The organism is Paenibacillus vini, assembly GCF_018403325.1.
GTDB classification, from domain to species: domain Bacteria; phylum Bacillota; class Bacilli; order Paenibacillales; family Paenibacillaceae; genus Fontibacillus; species Fontibacillus vini.
The window spans coordinates 239,126-256,867 of sequence record NZ_BOSL01000007.1; the positions used below are offsets into that span (position 1 = coordinate 239,126).

Consider the following 17,742-nt stretch of genomic DNA (forward strand, 5'->3'; position numbering starts at 1 on the left):
CACAATGAATATTACAATGCTTTAAGGCTATTTGTGTGCATAGTAATCGAAGAATGGTTTGCCTGCGCGGTAACCTAGATATGTTATATGCGAGTGAGAACAGCGGTAACTCAATTCTCATATTGCATAGACTGGATTTGAAGAAAATCTAACGAAATTTATAAGGATCTATTCTTTTACTGACCTAATAGAGTCTGTCATTAGAATAATCTATTTATTTCGTACATTCTCCATTTCCTATTCGATTACTGACAGCACAGGCCAATAGCCTGTGTTTTTTGTTTTTAATATATATAATTGGAGGGATTTACGTGAACGAACGAATTATTGAAATAGATGGCATTAAACTGTGCTCGGATACTTTCGGAAAACTGAATGACCCGGCTATTTTGCTCATTATGGGTGCCCAATCCTCGATGATTTGGTGGGAGGAAGAATTCTGCCAACGATTAGCAGATGCAGGTCGTTTTGTTATTCGTTTCGATAACCGCGATGTTGGACGTTCAACCACTTACGAACCCGGCCAACCGAAGTATACTTTCGAAGATATGGCTGATGATGCAGTAAGAGTATTGGATGCTTATGAAATAAAACAAGCGCATATCCTGGGCATGTCCATGGGCGGGATGCTGACTCAAATGATAGCTCTTCGGCACCCGGAAAGGGTTATAACAATTACCCTCCTTGCCACGTCGAACTTTGCTTCGCATCTCCCTCCGATGGAGGATAAGGTAATGGACTTTTTCTCGAATATAGGGGATATAGATTGGAAGGACGAATCATCGGTAATCAAATTTACGATTGATAAATCAAGGATTCTTGTGGGTTCAAAGCATCTTTTTAATGAGAAGAAAATTGGTGTTTTGGCTGCAAATGAATTTGCAAGAGGCAGCAATATGGCCAGCATGAATAATCATGCCTTACTGGCAGGCGGGGAATCCTATCTAGCTAGGACAAGTGAAATTAATGTGCCCGCTCTGATTATACACGGCACGGACGACCCTATCATTCCTTTTAAACACGGACAAAATCTAGCCAAAGAAATCCCGGGCGCAGTGTTACTTTCATTGGAGGGTACCGGGCATGAACTTCATTATGATGACTGGGATTTAATCGTCGATTCTATTGTAGAGCATACTTCGAGATCAAACTAATTAAGTTAATACTGTAATGGTCGCCCCAATCTATGAATTGTGCGGTCCATAGGCTGGGGCGTTCCTAACTACTGAAGTGTTTAAGAGGTCGTTATAACAAAAACAGGAGGTTGTTGTTATGGATTCTGAGCTTATCAATATTTTTAATGATCAAAGAGAGCCGATAGGTGTCGCAACTAGAAAAGAAGTCCATAAACATGGTTATTGGCATGAAGCTTTCCATTGCTGGTTTATAAGTAGGGATGAGTTCGATGACTACATCTATTTGCAACTCAGAAGTGAACATAAACGGGATTACCCTAATTTATTTGATATTACGGCCGCAGGCCATTTATTATTTAATGAATCTGTAGCGGATGGAATAAGAGAGATTAAAGAGGAGACCGGCATTGACGTTGCTTACCATGAATTAATTTCATTGGGTATACTTGATTATGTTGTAGTAAAAAATGATTTTATTGATAAAGAAATTGCTCATGTATATTTACATAATTACAACAGGCCGCTTGATGATTTTACGGTTCAAAGTGAAGAGGTTTCAGGGATGTTTATGACGCGCTTTTCTGATTTTTATGAGCTGTGGATGGGCCAACGGGATCAAATAGATTTGCAAGGATTTGTTATGGATGAACAGGGAAATAGAATCGAGATAAATAAAGTGGTTGAAAAAGTACAGTTCGTCCCTCATGATGAAGAGTTTTACAAATTAATAGTTGATAAAATCAAGAGTTTCCTAGAGCTTGAGGAGGGATCCTATGAAAGTAAAACGAATAGTCGCTAACTTTTATACAGAGCAAACTGAAGCAGCTAAACAATTTTATCAGGAAATTCTGGGGTTAGATATCTTAATGGATCTTGGATGGATAACTACCTATGGTTCCCAAGAAAAGATGGACGTGCAAATCAGCTTTATGTCTGAAGGAGGGAATTCAACGGAAGTGCCCGATATCTCGATCGAAGTAGATGATGTCGAAGAGGCATTAAATCGAATGAAAGAGGCGGGTTTTTCAATCGAGTATGGACCGGCTGATGAGCCTTGGGGTGTCCGCAGGTTCTTTGTTAGAGATCCATTCAATAAACTTGTAAATATTCTTACTCATAAACCTCGCTGAGAGTAGTCTAAGACATTGATTCGTGATTACAATTCCATTGTAATAATCAAGTCCAACATCTTTCCTTATTACCCATCATGCATGGAGCATGGTGGGTTTTTCGATTTTCAGTTAGGTCTGCTAAAACAAGGCTTCTCAAAGACCCAAAATTTCATCCATGATTTTTGATTTTTCGGGCACTCTAAGGGCAAGGAGCTGATGGACATGGTGCTTACCCTGAAAAAATACCACCGTCGCAGACTTTGGCTAAGAAAGCTGTGGCGGGGCGAACGGTCAGGATTGAACCGGCAGTTACAAAATGATGATATGTGGCCTGTGTAAAGGAGTTAGAAATTTCAGAACTTAGTGCAAACAAAAGAGGCTCCCATTATAGGGAAGCCTCTCTGCTTAATAGCAATAATTAGTGCAAATCACGGAATAGTCCGACAACCTTACCAAGAATGCTCACATGCTTCAGACGAATCGGTTCCATCGTAGGATTCTCCGGCTGTAAGCGGATGTGATCCTTCTCTTTGTAGAAGGTCTTAACGGTTGCTTCATCGTCTTCGGTCATGGCAACCACGATATCGCCGTTATTGGCTGTCTGTTGCTGCCTTACGATCACATAGTCTCCATTATGAATCCCGGCTTCGATCATGCTGTTTCCAATAACGGATAACATGAAAACTTCGCCATCTGCTGAATAATGATCCGGCAGCGGGAAATAATCCTCTATGTTCTCGGTGGCCGTAATCGGTACACCTGCAGTAACTTTGCCAACTACCGGAACGCGAGTCACGCTATGAGCGAACATTCCGATCGTATCGGAGTCATCCTGACCCAGAAGCTCGATGGCCCGAGGCTTAGTCGGGTCGCGGCGGATGAAGCCTTTCTTCTCAAGCCGGTCTAGATGGCCGTGTACCGTTGAGCTGGAAGCTAGTCCAACTGCTTCGCCGATTTCACGTACGGAAGGAGGATAGCCTTTCATTCGGACCTCGTTGCGGATAAATTCTAGTATTGCCTGTTGACGGCTGGACACCTTGGACATAACGATCATCAACCCCATTAGTAACGTTTGGAAAAATTATAACATAGAACTTCCGTTCGTACAAACATAAGTTCTAAATAAGAAGGGAACAATTGTTCGAAAAACTATTGAATCAAACAAGTGTTCGTGTTATATTAAAAACAAATATAAGAACATTTGTTTGGAGTGATGAATATGCTGAAATACAGTACATATCAAAGTATCTATGATAAACCTCAAGCGACCCGTTCCAATTGGGTTGATGGAATAAGAAGTTCGAGGCTGGGCAGAAGTATGGTTAAGATTGCTTTGTTGCTGATCGTATTAATGTTGACAGGGACAGGGGTTGTCTCGGCTTTTGCGGCGGCTTCCGATGGACATGACCGGACTGAATCATCTACGTTCGTGGTGAGACCCGGAGATACCTTGTGGGAAATTGCCGTTGATCATAAACCTCGCGGCAAAGACACCAGAGTTTATGTTGAAGCCATTAAACGGATTAACGGGTTAAACAGCAGCGGCATACAGGCGGGCGACACTCTAATTCTCCCAGATTAAGCATATAATTGCGTGAACTTTCCTTTATATATATGAATGTTTTATTAAGAGCTTGGTACAAGGGCAACTCGCCTTGACAAGCTCTTTTTATCATGTCAAAGTAAGAATTGTTGCCTTATGAAATATTTAAAGAAACAGGAGGGAAACCATGGATATAGATACATTGGTGAACCGTATTAATGAACTGGCACGTAAAGATAAAGCAGAGGGTTTGACCGAAGACGAGATGCTGGAAAGAGCCCAACTGCGCGAAACTTACTTGCAGAACATACGGAGAAATTTCCGCCAACAGCTCGAATCAATCGAAATCGTGGATAAGTAAAGCATGGCCGCCAGGCCTTGCATACATAACCATACATTTTAGGAGGAAAGATCATGGCTTCGTTTGACAGAAAGGTAGAAAGAAATCAGATTCGAATGAACAAAAAGGGGAAGGGTCCCAACCTGAATAATAACCGCGGAGGACAAAACTCCCGCAATGCATTGGGGTCTAAGGGTGAAGGTGATATTTTCAAAGGACGGAATCTGATCTTGCCTGCTGTCTTGGTACTGTTAGCTCTGCTGTATGCTGCGGTTGGCCTGGTTGGAAGCGCTTCGGAAGTAAATTCGGGATTGTTTTGGTTGACGATCGTGCTGTATCTCATTTTGGCACTGGCTATTTTCCTTAGAAAGCCGTATTTGCGGATTAACAAGGAATGGCTCTATACCTCCAAGTTCAATCGGGATAAGATCTTGCAAGCGAGCAACATCAGCAAAATCAAAATTGATCGCAGCAAAGTGATGATCGTACCGAAAGGGAAAGAAAATAACTGGGTATTTTTGCGCGTTCGCAACCGTTTTGATACGGCAGCTATGGGTGATCGCTTGGAACAATATGCAAAAGTCCATCATGTAACGTTTGAACGGGAATAGAGACAGATAGCAGGTTTTTTATGAGGTGAATATATTCGGGGGAGAGTGTAAAGAGAAATGGCGATTAAAGCGGTATGTTTTGACCTGGACGATACTTTATTGTGGGATGAGCGAAGTGTGAGAGAAGCGTTTGAAGCGACTTGCCTCCGTGCTAAGGATGCTGCCGGAACCGATCCGGCTAAGCTGGAGCAGGCGGTGCGTAAAGAAGCGCGTGAGCTTTATGAATCTTATGAGACCTTCCCGTTTACGAAAATGATCGGAATCAATCCTTTTGAGGGATTATGGGCGAATTTTACCGCCGGGGAACAACCGGAATTTCGCCAGCTTGAACAGCTCGCTCCGGTATACCGTAAAGAATCCTGGAGACGCGGTTTATTGGCTTTGGGAGTAGACGACGATGTCTTGGCTGGAGAACTGGCGGAGCAGTTCGGCCGGGAACGGCGCTCGCGTCCGCATGTATATGAAGAAACCTTTACCATTTTGAACGAATTGAAGGGAAATGTGAAGCTGTTGCTCCTAACGAACGGTTGTCCGGCCCTTCAACAGGAGAAACTGGATGGAGTGCCTGAGCTCGCCGGTTATTTTGATGAGATCGTAATTTCCGGAGCATTCGGCAAAGGTAAACCCGACTCCACGATTTTCCGCCACGCTGTGGAACGTCTTGGCGTTGAGCCTGAGGATAGCCTTATGGTAGGGGATAAGCTGACTACCGATATTTGCGGCGGATTGAGCGTCGGAATGACGACAGTATGGGTCAATCGTGACGGGAAATCCCGTACGGATGAAATCGTCCCTGACTATGAGATTCAGCATTTATCTCAATTGCACGATATTATTGCTAAATTTAGTTAATTTATCAAAAGTCTAAGTTGTATTGTGATCAAAAATCAATGAGTAATTAGGAGGGAATAACTTGAAAAGGATGTTCTGGCTGCCGGTCAGCCTTGCAGTGCTGCTTCTAGTGCTGGGCGGTTGCGGTAAAAAAGAGAATGAAGCTCATCATGCCTCTGCCGACAATAATTTGGAACCGATCAAAGTGGAGCTTAAAGTCAATCCGACCGAGGTTCAAATCGGAGCAAAGGTAACTTTTGAGGCAACTGTGACACATCAAGGAAACAATGTGGATGATGCCAATGAAGTGATGTTCGAATTTTGGAAGGACGGCGACAAGGACGAGGATCATAGCAAGGAGATCGTAACCGGATCCGGAAACGGGAAATATGTGTTCGAGACTTCTTTTGATGAAGCGGGCCAATATCACGTCATTTCCCATGTTACCGCTCGTGACCAGCATTCCATGCCTTCCGCCGACTTAACGGTGAAATAGGAACAAGTTATTCCTTACAGTAAACTCAATAAAGGCTGCCTTTATTCCGATGGGAGGAGGCAGTCTTTGTTTATAAAGGAACTGACCTTTAGCTGATGTGTGAATTCACGAACTTTATTTAGCATAAAAGCGAGTTTGTTCGTGTTTTATATCCTGATTTTATTTATGGGATTAATAAGCTTTTTTATGAGCTGCACTCCGCTTCGTTCAATGAATCGCGTGCAGACGGCTTATATTATTTTGCGGTAAAAAACCCATCAGTTAAGGACTGGCGCGGAGTACAGAATACATATTGTGTCTTTCCTTAAACGCTGCATTCTGATAAACTAAAACTTAACGTTTTACGGGAGGGTATTGATCATGAGTAAACCTAGCTTGGAATCCTTAATGAAAGAACGAATATTGATCCTTGATGGAGCGATGGGTACCATGATCCAACAAGAGAATCTGACAGCGGAAGATTTCGGAGGCGATGAGCTGGACGGCTGTAACGAGATTCTTGTACTCACGCGTCCTGACATTATACAGTCCATCCACGAGAGATATTTAGAGGCAGGGGCCGACCTGATTGAGACAAATACGTTTGGCGGGACCTCCGTAGTGCTTGCCGAATATGATTTGCAGGATCGGACGCGGGAAATCAACCTCGCCGCTGCACGCCTTGCGGTTGAGGCTGCCGAGAAGTACAGTACACCCGATAAGCCGAGATATGTAGTCGGTGCACTGGGCCCGACGACCAAGACTTTGTCCGTAACCGGCGGAGTAACGTTTGATGAATTGATTAACAGCTACGAGGAGCAGGCCGCCGTCCTGATCGAGGCTGGGGTGGATGTCCTGATGCTGGAGACGTCGCAGGATACGCTGAATGTTAAAGCCGGCAGTATCGGGATTACACGCGCTTATGCTTCAACCGGTAAAAAGCTTCCTCTTATGATCTCCGGAACAATCGAGCCTATGGGAACGACGCTAGCGGGTCAAAATATTGAATCTTTCTATATTTCGCTGGAGCATTTAAAGCCGATCTCCGTCGGTTTGAACTGCGCAACCGGCCCTGAATTTATGCGGGACCATGTGCGTACGCTGTCCGAGATGGCGAAGGCAGGCGTAAGCTGTCATCCTAACGCTGGCTTGCCGGACGAGAACGGGAACTATCACGAATCCCCGGACTCACTGGCCCAGAAGATGGCGGGCTTCGCGGAGCAAGGCTGGCTGAACATTGCGGGCGGCTGCTGCGGAACGACGCCGGCTCACATCAAGGCGCTTGCCGACAAGATGAGTCAGTTTAAACCCCGGGCTATCGCCGGGACTCATCCGCCTGCAATTTCCGGAATCGATCCGGTATACGTCGAATCTGCAAACCGTCCATACATGGTAGGCGAAAGAACCAACGTGCTTGGCTCGCGCAAATTCAAACGGCTTATCGTGGAAGGCAAATATGAAGAGGCTTCGGAAATCGCACGTGCTCAAGTGAAGAACGGCGCCCAGGTTATCGACGTTTGCGTCCAGGACCCGGACCGGGATGAAGCCGAAGATATTAAGTTATTCCTTGAACTGGTCGTTAAAAAGGTTAAAGTTCCTTTGATGATCGATACGACCGATCCGCAGGTACTGGATTTGGCGCTCAGCTATTGCCAAGGCAAATCGATAATTAACTCCATTAACCTTGAAGATGGAGAAGAAAAATTCGAGAAGGTAACCCCGCTTATTCATAAATACGGCGCGGCCGTTGTAGTCGGTACGATTGATGAAAGCGGTCAGGCGATTACGCGGGAGGACAAGCTGGAGGTCGCCAAGCGTTCGCATGACTTGCTGGTCAACAAGTATGGCCTGAATGCCGAGGATCTTATTTTTGATCCGCTTGTTTTTCCGGTCGGTACGGGGGATGAGCAGTACATCGGCTCTGCGAAGGAGACGATCGAGGGCATCCGTCTTATCAAGGAGGCTTTACCTGCCTGTCATACGGTTCTCGGTGTAAGTAACGTGTCCTTTGGCTTGCCTGAAGCGGGTCGGGAAGTGTTGAACTCCGTCTTTTTGTATGAGTGCACCAAAGCGGGCCTGGATTATGCGATCGTCAATACGGAAAAAGTGGAACGCTATGCTTCCATTCCTGAAGAGGAACGCCGATTGGCGGAGGAACTGATATACAATACGAATGATGAAACACTTGCCGCATTTGTGGCTGCATTCCGCAATAAAAAGGTAGAGAAACAGGTCAAGGCCGTCAACTTAACCCTGGAAGAGCGTCTTGCTTCCTATGTAGTGGAAGGGACAAAGGAAGGACTCCTGCCGGATCTGGAAGAAGCCTTGAAGCGGTACAGCGCTCTTGAGGTCATTAACGGACCGTTGATGGCGGGGATGGAGGAAGTCGGACGACTCTTCAACAATAACGAGCTGATCGTTGCGGAGGTTCTGCAAAGTGCCGAAGTTATGAAGGCGTCAGTAGCTTACCTTGAACAATTTATGGAAAAGAATGAGACGTCCGTCAAAGGCAAAATTCTGCTTGCGACCGTAAAGGGAGATGTCCATGACATCGGAAAAAACCTGGTAGAGATCATTCTTTCCAATAACGGTTACCGGATCATAAATTTGGGTATAAAAGTACCACCGGATCGCATTATCGAAGCCTGCCGGGAAGAGCTGCCAGACGCGGTTGGCTTATCGGGTCTTTTGGTGAAATCCGCCCAGCAAATGGTAACGACGGCTCAAGATTTGCGAAATGCCGGCATTGAAGTGCCGATTATGGTAGGCGGCGCAGCTTTAACGAGAAAGTTCACCAGAACGCGGATCCGTCCGGAGTATAACGGTCTCGTTCTTTATGCGAAGGATGCCATGGATGGCCTGGATTTGGCGAATAAGCTGATGGACCCTGAACACAGGGAGTTAATCCGTCAAAATATAGAAGCCGAGAAGACGGCGGATGCGAATGCCGCGCCGGCGGCACCGTTGCCGGAATTAAGCCGTGCGGTAAGATCGAACATCTCGACGGATGCGCCGGTGTTCATTCCGCCGGATTTGGATCGCCATGTGCTTCGCGATTATCCAATTAACCATATCATTCCTTATATCAATATGCAGATGTTATTGGGACATCATCTTGGACTGCGGGGATCAGTGGATCAATTGCTGGCCCAAGGAGATGATAAGGCCGTACAGTTAAAAGAAACGGTCGACACGATCCTTCAAGAGGCCATTAACAAGGGCATTATTCGCGCCCAGGCCATGTACCGGTTTTTCCCGGCCCAGTCATCGGGCGATGACATCTTGATCTACGATCCTAACGATACTACAAAGATATTGAAAACTTTTACGTTCCCGAGACAGCGTGTGGAGCCGTTCCTATGTCTTGCTGATTTTCTGAAGTCGGTCGACAGCGGCGTCATGGACTACGTCGGATTCCTGGTAGTTACGGCGGGACAAGGTATACGGGAATTGTCCGATCAATGGAAAGAGAGCGGGGATTATCTGCGTTCCCATGCGCTGCAATCCGTGGCGCTAGAAACGGCTGAGGCGTTGGCCGAGCGGGTTCACCACATTATGCGCGATATTTGGGGCTTCCCGGATCCGCAGGAGATGACGATGAAGCAGCGTCATGGCGCAAGATACCAAGGGATTCGCGTATCCTACGGCTATCCGGCTTGTCCGGATCTGGAATACCAGCAGCCGCTGTTTGAGCTGATGCAACCCGAAGATATCGGGATTCATTTGACGGAAGGATTCATGATGGAGCCGGAAGCTTCCGTATCGGCTATGGTGTTTGCTCATCCGCAGGCCCAATATTTTAACGTGGACAAAGCTTAAAGATATTGGCCAGGAAACCCTCCGAATCTTCGGAGGGTTTTGGCAATAATATTGGTACAAATGATATGTGTTTCATAATAAATGAAAAGCAGATGGGAGGCATCGTGATGGAATTGTATTTTATGGGAACCAACGCCGGGGTACCTTCCCTGGAGAGGAATGTAACGTCACTCGCGCTCCGTTTGCTGGATGAACGTCGTTCCTTTTGGCTGTTTGATTGCGGGGAAGGAACCCAGCATCAAATTCTCCGCTCCCCGCTCAAATTGAGCAAGCTGGAGAGTATTTTTATTACCCATTTACATGGCGACCACCTCTTTGGCCTCCCCGGTCTGCTCTCGAGCCGGGCTTATCAGGGAGGGGATACCCCATTGTCCCTTTACGGCCCGCCGGGGCTTAAGAAGTTTGTAAATACCGCCATGGATCTCAGCGAATCACGGATCAGCTATAAAATAGACATTGTTGAGCACGAAGGCGGCTGTTTGTTTGAAGATGCTACGTTCCGGGTGGAATCGGCGAAGCTGGATCATCGGATCTCGAGTTACGGGTACCGGGTTATCGAGAAGGATCTTCCGGGCAAGCTGGATATTGAATTGCTTAAAAGCCATGGCATTACCCCGGGACCCCTATACGGTAAGTTGAAAAGAGGAGAGAGTATTGTTGCTCCCGATGGAACGACCCTAACTCCTTCCGAAGTGCTTGGCGGCCCTAAGAAAGGGCGAGTCGTGACAATCCTTGGGGATACCCGGCCCTGCCCGTCCGTGATCCCATTGGCGAAGGATGCGGATGCTCTTGTGCATGAGGCGACTTTTTTGCATGAGCTGGCGGATACCGCTCACACGTATCATCATAGTACGGCAAGGCAGGCTGCGGAGGCTGCTAAAGAGGCTGGTGCAAAAAGTCTTTATCTTACGCATTTCAGCTCTCGTTATAAATATGAGGATCAGCTGCAAGGACTGCTGCATGAAGCGGAGACGATATTTCCGAATACGAAGCTGGCGCGGGAACATGGAGTGTATCCTGTGCTGCGAAGCGGGGAATAAAGAGGCTGATCCGCAGAATCTGAATGATTATTTTCCGGGAAAGCGCAGGAAATGACAGGCAGTATCAATCTTTTCCATATGGGCCGGTCCCAAATTTGGCCTGCTTCGATCTCTTTCGACGAATGATAGTCATGATTTCTATATTTTGACACAATAATGGCGAATTAAGGGCGGGAAATTTGCTTGCCCTTTATTAATATATGTACAATGAGAAGCAAGAGGGTGGAAACATGAATACAACCAACCTATCCTGGAAGGCCTATTTAATCGACCTGGATGGAACTTTATACCACGGCAGCCGTATGATACCTGAGGCTGATCGTTTAATCACCGAACTGCAGGATAACGGCATTCCCTTTTTGTTTGTGACGAACAACTCGTCACGAACTCCCGAAGATGTCGCTGAACATCTTAAAGCGATGGGGATCCCGGCCAAAGAGGAGCAGGTATGCACCTCAGCCGTCGCCGCAGCGGAATATATCGCCGGACAAATGCCGGGCTGCAAGGTGGCGCCGATCGGGGAAACCGGGTTGATTTCAGCGTTAAAGAATGCTGGATTGACACTGGATAAGGAGCATCCCGATTTTGTCGTTCAGGGGATTGACCGGAATTTTACATATGAAACCTTGACGAAAGCTGCTCGCTGGATCCTGGGCGGTGCCCGCTATGTATTAACTAACCCGGATCTTCTGCTGCCGTCCCAGGACGGTCTCATGCCGGGTGCGGGTACGATTTCGGCGGCCATCCGTGCTGCATCCGGCGTAGAGCCGATCGTGATCGGCAAGCCGTCGGATATTTTGATGAAGCACGCCATCGCACGTTTGGGGCTTCGGAATGAAGAGGTTGCCGTTATCGGAGACAATATGCTGACCGATATCTCGGCGGGCGTAAATGCCGGCTGCGGCACGATCTTGACACTGACCGGGGTAACAACAGCAGAGAACTTGCCTAGTTTTGTAGCTTCCTCAGGTGTTAATCCGGATTTAATCTGCAGCAACCTGGATGAAGTCCGCAAGCTGATTTGTAATAACTCACACTAATACACGCTAATTTACATTGTAAAACGAAAGGGAAGATGAACCATGCCGGAATTGCCGGAAATGGAAAACTATCGAATCCAGCTTTCAAAGCATATTTTGGATCTGCCTATTACTGAGGTGGTCGTAAACCGGGAAAAGTCGCTGAATTTGGACCAGGAAGTATTCGTAAATGAACTGACCGGAAGACAAGTGATCTTTGTCGAGCGGCGTGCGAAGCATTTGCTGTTCCATTTGGACAATGGCCGGCGCCTGATTCTGCACCTGATGCTGGGGGGGCTGCTTTATTTGGGATCAAAGGAAGACCGTCCCTCCAGAAGTACGCAAATTGAAATTGTCTTCGGCGACAATCTGGTGCTTTATTTCATAGGCCTGAGACTTGGATATTTGCATTTGCTTAGTGCGAAAGAGGCGGAGGATTCTTTAGCGCACTTGGGCCCTGAACCGCTTGGCCGCAAGATGAACGAAGAGATCTTCGTGAAGCTAATGAGAAAGCGTCGGGGGAGCATCAAGACGGTTCTGGTGAATCAGGACGTTATTGCCGGAATCGGCAATTGCTATGCAGACGAAATTGCTTTCGCCGCAGGGCTAAGACCCACTGCTAAGCTGCAAAACATGAGCGAGGAAGAGCTTTTGGGGCTATATCGGGCGATGAGAGAAGTACTCGTAGAAATGACCGAAGGCGGCGGCTATATGGAAATGCCGTTGACCAGTGAAGATACGCTGACCGGTGGAGCAAATGATCTTTGCCGCGTTTATGACCGGGAAGGAGAAGCTTGTCCGCGCTGCGGCGATCAAATCGTCAAGACAGAAATGAACGGACGAAAAGTGTTCTATAGTCCGGGATGCCAGCATGACCGTTAAATTAAGTGTCGGAGGACATCTAAGCATTCGTGGAGGATATGCCAAGGCGGCCGAGGCGGCTTACCATCTCGGTGCCGGAGCTTTTCAATACTTTCCCAAGAATCCGCGCAGTCTGACGGTAAAATGCTTTGATAAAAGGGATGCCGAGCGCTGCCGGGAACTGAGCCGCAAGTATGACCTGCTATCCGTGGCCCATACTCCATATCCGAGCAATCTGGCGGCAACTCCAGGGGGCGCGGGCGGACAATTTGAACGAACGGTAGCATCGTTGCGCAATGATCTGGAGATTGCCGAGGCGTGCGGTTCGGTGGGAATTGTTGTTCATTTTGGCACATATAAGGAAAGAAACCCCTTACAAGGGTACCAAAATATTATACAATGTATAAATGAAGTGCTAAACGGTTGGCAGGGCAATGCTAAACTGCTGATTGAGAATCAGGCCGGCGATCATGGGGATATGGGGATGACCTTGGAAGAGCTTGTGCAAATCCGCAAGCTATGCACTTCGCCGGAGCTGATCGGTTTTTGCCTGGATACGTGCCATGCTTTTGCGGCCGGGATGTGGACGGGAGAAGGGGATAAGGAGTTTGCTTCCAAGGCCGAAGAATTGGGATATTGGGACGGCCTCGCTGTCGTTCATCTAAACGATTCGAAATATCCTGCCCTTTCCCGCAAAGATCGCCATGCCAGGGTAGGTCAAGGCTACATCGGAGAACAAGGTTTTTTGAAATTGTTTGAAATGAAGGCCATTCGGCGGCTACCGCTGATTCTGGAGAGCGAAACTGGTGAAGACGGAACCTATAGAGAAGATATAGAACGGGTAAGGCGATGGGTGGAAGCCTAGTGCTGGAATTACCGCGGAAAGGAAGAACGACTGTGATTCATGTATATATGGACGACTTTCGACGATGTCCGGAGGGCTTTACATTGGCCAGGTCCGTGGATGAGTGTCTGGAACTGCTGAGATTAATGGAAGTCGACATTCTGTCGCTCGATTACGATATGGGACCAGGGGAGAAGACCGGCTCCGATGTGGCGGCAGCCATGGCTCGGGAAGGCCTGTATGCCCGTGAGATTTACCTGCATACCTCTAGCATGTACGGTAAAAAGAGCATGTACGAAATCCTTTACCAGAACAAGCCGGAACATGTCATCCTGCATAACGGACCCATTCCGTTTGATTTGCTGGATGAGATTGAACGTAAAGCGGGAGGTTGCTAGTTTGAACAACGAGAACGAACAGGAAGTCCCGGAACAAAACGGGACGACTACTAAATACTTATGCACGGCCAATCACGGATTTGCCCCTTACGCCCAGGAAGAACTTAGAAGAAGGTTCGGAGCCGTTAAAAGTACGGTGCTTGTGCCTGGAGAAGTATTCGTCGCCACGCTTAAAGCCACAGCTTCAGAGGTGACTTCGCAGTTAAGTCATCCGGAGCCGATGTTCCTCCGCCATTTATTTCTTGTAGGATGGGAATGGAACACGGAAGGAAGTCTTGATTTGGGAGAACAACAAAACGATGGCTGGTTGAGTGAACTGCAGCAATATTTGTTGGGCGAATCCCGGCTGTCGGGGGCCAAGGTGGCTATCCAAACCAGAAAAGCCCCTCAATCGCTTTGGGCAGGCAGTGCCGCCGAACTGAAGGACGCAGTGCAAGCCGGCCTCGGCGAGCTTGATGCGGATTATGTGGTTAAGGATGCCGATTACATCGTCTCCGTATTCGCCGCTAAGGACAGCATTTTCGCGGGAATTGCCCGGCCGGAAGAAAATTTGTCCGATTGGAACGGTGGAGCCGTACGTTTTCAACGCGAGGAAGGTCAGATCTCCCGTGCCAAATTTAAGCTTCTGGAAGCTGAGGCTGTATTCGGTATCGATTTCGCGGCGTTCCGTGAAGCGCTGGATATTGGAGCTGCGCCAGGCGGATGGACCTCATTTTTGCTGGAACGAGGTCTCAAAGTGACTGCGGTGGATCCTGCAAAACTGCATCCCGACGTAATGGCTTCACCAAGGTTGACCCATGTTCGTAAAAATGCGAACGCCGTGAAATTTCGTGATCATCAATTCGATCTGCTCGTCTGCGATATGAGCTGGAGCCCGAAGATGACGGCCAAAATGGTGACCGAGCTGCTCTACGCACTCGTACCGGGCGGAACTGCAGTCGTTACTGTGAAGCTGCTCAGCAAAAAGCCGATGGCTCTTATCAATGAAGTGATCGGAACGTTCCAAGAGGCTCAGCTTCAAGTACAACGGGCTAAACAAATGTTTCACAACCGTGACGAAATCACATTATACATGATTAAATATTAATTACATGAATTATATTTTTTTGAAAATCGCTTTACAAACCCTGTGAGTTTGTTCTATACTGATTCCAAAATTATGCAATTCGACTTAAGGGAAAGTATCCCTGTCTGTCTACAGCTCTAATAAGCTGAGGAGGACAATGGGTACTTTCCCTTTTTGCGTTTCGAAAAAGGAGGGAGCCGGTTGCCGTTTATACCGAAATATGAACGCGGCGGAATTTTGGCAGGCCGCTACAGGATGGAGAAAATTATTGGAGAAGGGGGCATGAGCCGGGTTTATCTCGCCTCCGATTTGAAGCTGCCCGGGAAGCGTTGGGCAGTGAAGGAGAGTCCGTTTACACCGGAGCTTGGTCTCCGGTTGGAGGATGAAGCTGAACTGCTTATTTCGTTAAATCATCCTCGGTTGCCGAGAATTTCAGATTTTTTTCAAATGGAGGGCGGATATTCATACTTGGTGATGGATTATGTGGCAGGTGTTCATCTGGATAAGTATGTATTGGGCAATAAGGAAGCTTTAACCCCTGACAAATTAGCCAGGCTAGGATTGCAAATTTGTGAGGGTCTACATTATCTTCATAGTCTTCATCCGCCGATCATTCATCGGGATCTGAAGCCGTCCAATCTGCTGATCGATGAGCAGGAAGAAATCATGTTTGTTGATTTCGGGATTGCCCGCAAATATAAACAGGAAACTCTTGAGGATACGGTTAAACTCGGAACGATCGGATTTGCGGCACCGGAACAATATGGAGGGCGACAGACGGACGGCAGAACGGATTTATATTCGCTTGGCGCCGTGCTGCTCTATTTGGGAACCGGGTGCAAATATTCTTATTGGTCGGAAGAGACAGCGGCCATCCTCCGGCGTAAAGGTTTAGCTTTGCTGGAACCGATTATTGTGCGACTTCTGCAACATGAACCGGAGAACAGATACTCTTCGGCGGAAGAGACGGCGGAAGCGCTGAGAGCTGTGGCGAGCACACTATTTAATGCAACTGCAAAGGATGCAAACCTGGAAGATGCACAGCGGAGCGATTTCCGTCGGACGCCGCGCTCTATTGTAATTGCCGTAATGGGGGCGGCACCCGGTATCGGCACAACGCATACCTGCATCGCACTGGCCCACCTGTTATCCAAGTTTACGCCGAGGATCTCGGTTGTGGAGATGGAGGTCAAATCCAACGCTTTCCGGACGATGTCCGTTCTTGTGGAAGGGACTGATGCATTCCGCGAAGCGGGACCGCAGCGTTTCCGGTTTCGGAGCGTCGATTACATCCGGGCTCCATCGCGACAGGAATTACTGGATCTGATTGCGGGAAGCGGCGAGTATGTGATCTGCGATCTCGGATCAGGCAGGCGAAAGGAACATTTAGAGGAGTTTGCCCGTGCCGATCTGTCCATTCTTGTTTGTCCGGCGGCGGAATGGCGTCATGAGGATCTGGCGGCTTTCGAAGCGAGCTCGGGTCCCGTCAGAAAAAATTGGGTATGCTGCGTACCGTTTGGTTCCAGGAATGCCGTCCGTCGTATCCGCAAAACTTTTAGTACGGGAAAAGTATACGTCTTGCCTGCCGAGCATGATCCTTTTTCCCCGGGGAAGGAAATGGAGTCGGCTCTGGCCGAAATATGCGGGGGATTTTTTCCGCAAAGCGTGCTGCAGGGGAAAAGCGGACTACGCTGGAGGCGAAGACGCAGGAAAGGAAGTGAATAAATGTTCAGGATGAGACGGAAAACGAAGCACCTAATTTATGCCGGCTTAGCTGGCGTGATCGCAACCGGACTTATATTTGGCGGGTTCATGTTCGTTAAAACTTCGAAGATGACAGAAGCCCGAATAGAAATGCAGGGTAGATTGGAAGCTGAAATTCGCATTCTTCAGGAGGAGGCGGGCCGGTCCAAGGTTCAGGGATGGGCGCCTGCCCGGGAACTCCCGGCAGGTCATGTGATTTCTATGGAGGACCTTGTATCCGTTGAATTGCCGGAAGGCAGCGTACCGAGTGATTGGCTCAAGACCAGAGAACAAATCGCCGGTAAAACGGTCAAGCTGTCACTTAAGCCGAATACGCTGCTGACAGGCACGCTTTTATATGAGGAAGAGCCAACGCCTTCCGATCTCCGTTTCCGTGAAATGGGTTTTATCCAGCTTCCAGGAGCGCTTAGCGAGCAGGACGTCATTGATGTGCGTATCCAGTTTCCGACGGGACAAGATTACATATTGTTGGCCAAAAAAAAGGTGAACTCGTTAGCATCAGGTACGGTTACGATGACCCTGAATGAATCGGAAATCCTGTCGCTGTCCAGCGCAATCGTCGACGCTTATTTGCATAAAGCCTCGATCTATGCCTTGCTCTATGTGGAGCCAAGCCTTCAAGCAAAAGCTATTCCGACGTACCCGGCCAACGAGGCCGTGCTGAAATTGATCAAGCAGGACCCGAATATCGTCGGTCGTGCCGAACATGCCTTGAGCAACTCCGCCCGTACTGGTCTTGAAGCGGATCTTGGAGGGGTATCGGCACAATCGGCCGCAGAATATGCGGGATATCAAGCAACTCAAGCGTCACCGCCACCATCTTCCCGGGCCGACTCGCCAACAGGCGGTCAAGAACAGTTTGTCATGGGGCCGGCGGAATAAA

The 17,742-nt window shown here is 47.9% G+C and carries 18 protein-coding genes; 17 read left to right on the forward strand and 1 reads right to left on the reverse strand.

From position 1 onward, the window contains the following. Positions 1 to 311 precede the first annotated feature (311 nt). From mle to KJS57_RS13180, 3 genes are all read left to right on the forward strand, one after another. Complete coding sequence (gene mle, locus KJS57_RS13170; RefSeq protein ID WP_213655140.1) at positions 312 to 1,154, forward strand: alpha/beta fold macrolide esterase; 843 nt, start codon at positions 312 to 314, stop codon at positions 1,152 to 1,154. A 118-nt stretch (positions 1,155 to 1,272) separates the two neighbouring features. Beyond that, complete coding sequence (locus tag KJS57_RS13175; RefSeq protein ID WP_213655141.1) at positions 1,273 to 1,935, forward strand: NUDIX hydrolase; 663 nt, start codon at positions 1,273 to 1,275, stop codon at positions 1,933 to 1,935. Then, a complete protein-coding gene (locus KJS57_RS13180) occupies positions 1,910 to 2,266 on the forward strand; it encodes a VOC family protein (RefSeq protein WP_213655142.1) in 357 nt (118 codons plus the stop codon). Before KJS57_RS13175 ends, KJS57_RS13180 begins: the two co-directional genes overlap by 26 nt. A 400-nt stretch (positions 2,267 to 2,666) precedes the next feature. On the opposite strand, the gene lexA is transcribed toward KJS57_RS13180, so the two are convergent. After that, positions 2,667 to 3,293, reverse strand: coding sequence for a transcriptional repressor LexA (gene lexA / locus KJS57_RS13185; protein ID WP_211020964.1), 627 nt, complete (start codon positions 3,291 to 3,293; stop codon positions 2,667 to 2,669). Positions 3,294 to 3,467: 174 nt separating this feature from the next. Here lexA and KJS57_RS13190 point away from each other — a divergent pair, with 174 nt between their 5' ends. The 14 genes from KJS57_RS13190 to KJS57_RS13255 all read left to right on the forward strand — a co-directional run bounded on the left by KJS57_RS13190 (position 3,468) and on the right by KJS57_RS13255 (position 17,741). After that, on the forward strand, positions 3,468 to 3,830 hold the full coding sequence (locus tag KJS57_RS13190; protein WP_213655143.1) for a LysM peptidoglycan-binding domain-containing protein: 363 nt from the start codon (positions 3,468 to 3,470) through the stop codon (positions 3,828 to 3,830). A gap of 148 nt (positions 3,831 to 3,978) precedes the next feature. Further along, positions 3,979 to 4,152, forward strand: a complete 174-nt coding sequence (locus KJS57_RS13195; protein ID WP_211020650.1) for a DUF896 domain-containing protein — start codon at positions 3,979 to 3,981, stop codon at positions 4,150 to 4,152. A 53-nt stretch (positions 4,153 to 4,205) separates the two neighbouring features. Beyond that, the gene (locus KJS57_RS13200; RefSeq protein ID WP_211020649.1) at positions 4,206 to 4,742 is read left to right on the forward strand and encodes a hypothetical protein; all 537 of its coding nucleotides are present in this window, start codon (positions 4,206 to 4,208) and stop codon (positions 4,740 to 4,742) included. 57 nt (positions 4,743 to 4,799) lie between these two features. Further along, a complete protein-coding gene (locus tag KJS57_RS13205) occupies positions 4,800 to 5,594 on the forward strand; it encodes an HAD family hydrolase (RefSeq protein WP_213655144.1) in 795 nt (264 codons plus the stop codon). A gap of 70 nt (positions 5,595 to 5,664) precedes the next feature. Then, a complete protein-coding gene (locus KJS57_RS13210) occupies positions 5,665 to 6,069 on the forward strand; it encodes a FixH family protein (protein ID WP_244861528.1) in 405 nt (134 codons plus the stop codon). Positions 6,070 to 6,429: 360 nt separating this feature from the next. Beyond that, a complete protein-coding gene (gene metH, locus KJS57_RS13215) occupies positions 6,430 to 9,867 on the forward strand; it encodes a methionine synthase (RefSeq protein ID WP_213655146.1) in 3,438 nt (1,145 codons plus the stop codon). A gap of 107 nt (positions 9,868 to 9,974) precedes the next feature. Further along, positions 9,975 to 10,907 carry a ribonuclease Z gene (rnz, locus tag KJS57_RS13220; RefSeq protein WP_213655147.1) on the forward strand — a complete coding sequence of 311 codons (933 nt, stop codon included), beginning with the start codon at positions 9,975 to 9,977 and terminating at the stop codon, positions 10,905 to 10,907. A 230-nt stretch (positions 10,908 to 11,137) separates the two neighbouring features. Next, positions 11,138 to 11,947 carry a 5' nucleotidase NucF gene (gene nucF, locus KJS57_RS13225; protein WP_213655148.1) on the forward strand — a complete coding sequence of 270 codons (810 nt, stop codon included), beginning with the start codon at positions 11,138 to 11,140 and terminating at the stop codon, positions 11,945 to 11,947. A gap of 42 nt (positions 11,948 to 11,989) precedes the next feature. Next, positions 11,990 to 12,808 carry an Fpg/Nei family DNA glycosylase gene (locus tag KJS57_RS13230; RefSeq protein ID WP_213655149.1) on the forward strand — a complete coding sequence of 273 codons (819 nt, stop codon included), beginning with the start codon at positions 11,990 to 11,992 and terminating at the stop codon, positions 12,806 to 12,808. After that, positions 12,798 to 13,652 (forward strand): deoxyribonuclease IV, encoded by an 855-nt coding sequence (locus tag KJS57_RS13235; RefSeq protein WP_213655150.1) that lies wholly within the window; start codon positions 12,798 to 12,800, stop codon positions 13,650 to 13,652. Before KJS57_RS13230 ends, KJS57_RS13235 begins: the two co-directional genes overlap by 11 nt. 35 nt (positions 13,653 to 13,687) lie before the next feature. Continuing rightward, positions 13,688 to 14,029 (forward strand): cyclic-phosphate processing receiver domain-containing protein, encoded by a 342-nt coding sequence (locus KJS57_RS13240; protein ID WP_211020961.1) that lies wholly within the window; start codon positions 13,688 to 13,690, stop codon positions 14,027 to 14,029. Continuing rightward, entirely contained in the window at positions 13,998 to 15,116 is a 1,119-nt protein-coding gene (locus tag KJS57_RS13245) for an SAM-dependent methyltransferase (protein ID WP_213655151.1), read from the forward strand. The genes KJS57_RS13240 and KJS57_RS13245 overlap by 32 nt, the downstream gene beginning before the upstream one ends. 180 nt (positions 15,117 to 15,296) lie before the next feature. Beyond that, positions 15,297 to 16,820: a serine/threonine-protein kinase gene (locus tag KJS57_RS13250; RefSeq protein ID WP_213655152.1), complete on the forward strand. Its 1,524-nt coding sequence runs from the start codon at positions 15,297 to 15,299 to the stop codon at positions 16,818 to 16,820. Beyond that, on the forward strand, positions 16,821 to 17,741 hold the full coding sequence (locus tag KJS57_RS13255; RefSeq protein ID WP_211020641.1) for an SAF domain-containing protein: 921 nt from the start codon (positions 16,821 to 16,823) through the stop codon (positions 17,739 to 17,741). Position 17,742: the final 1 nt, after the last annotated feature.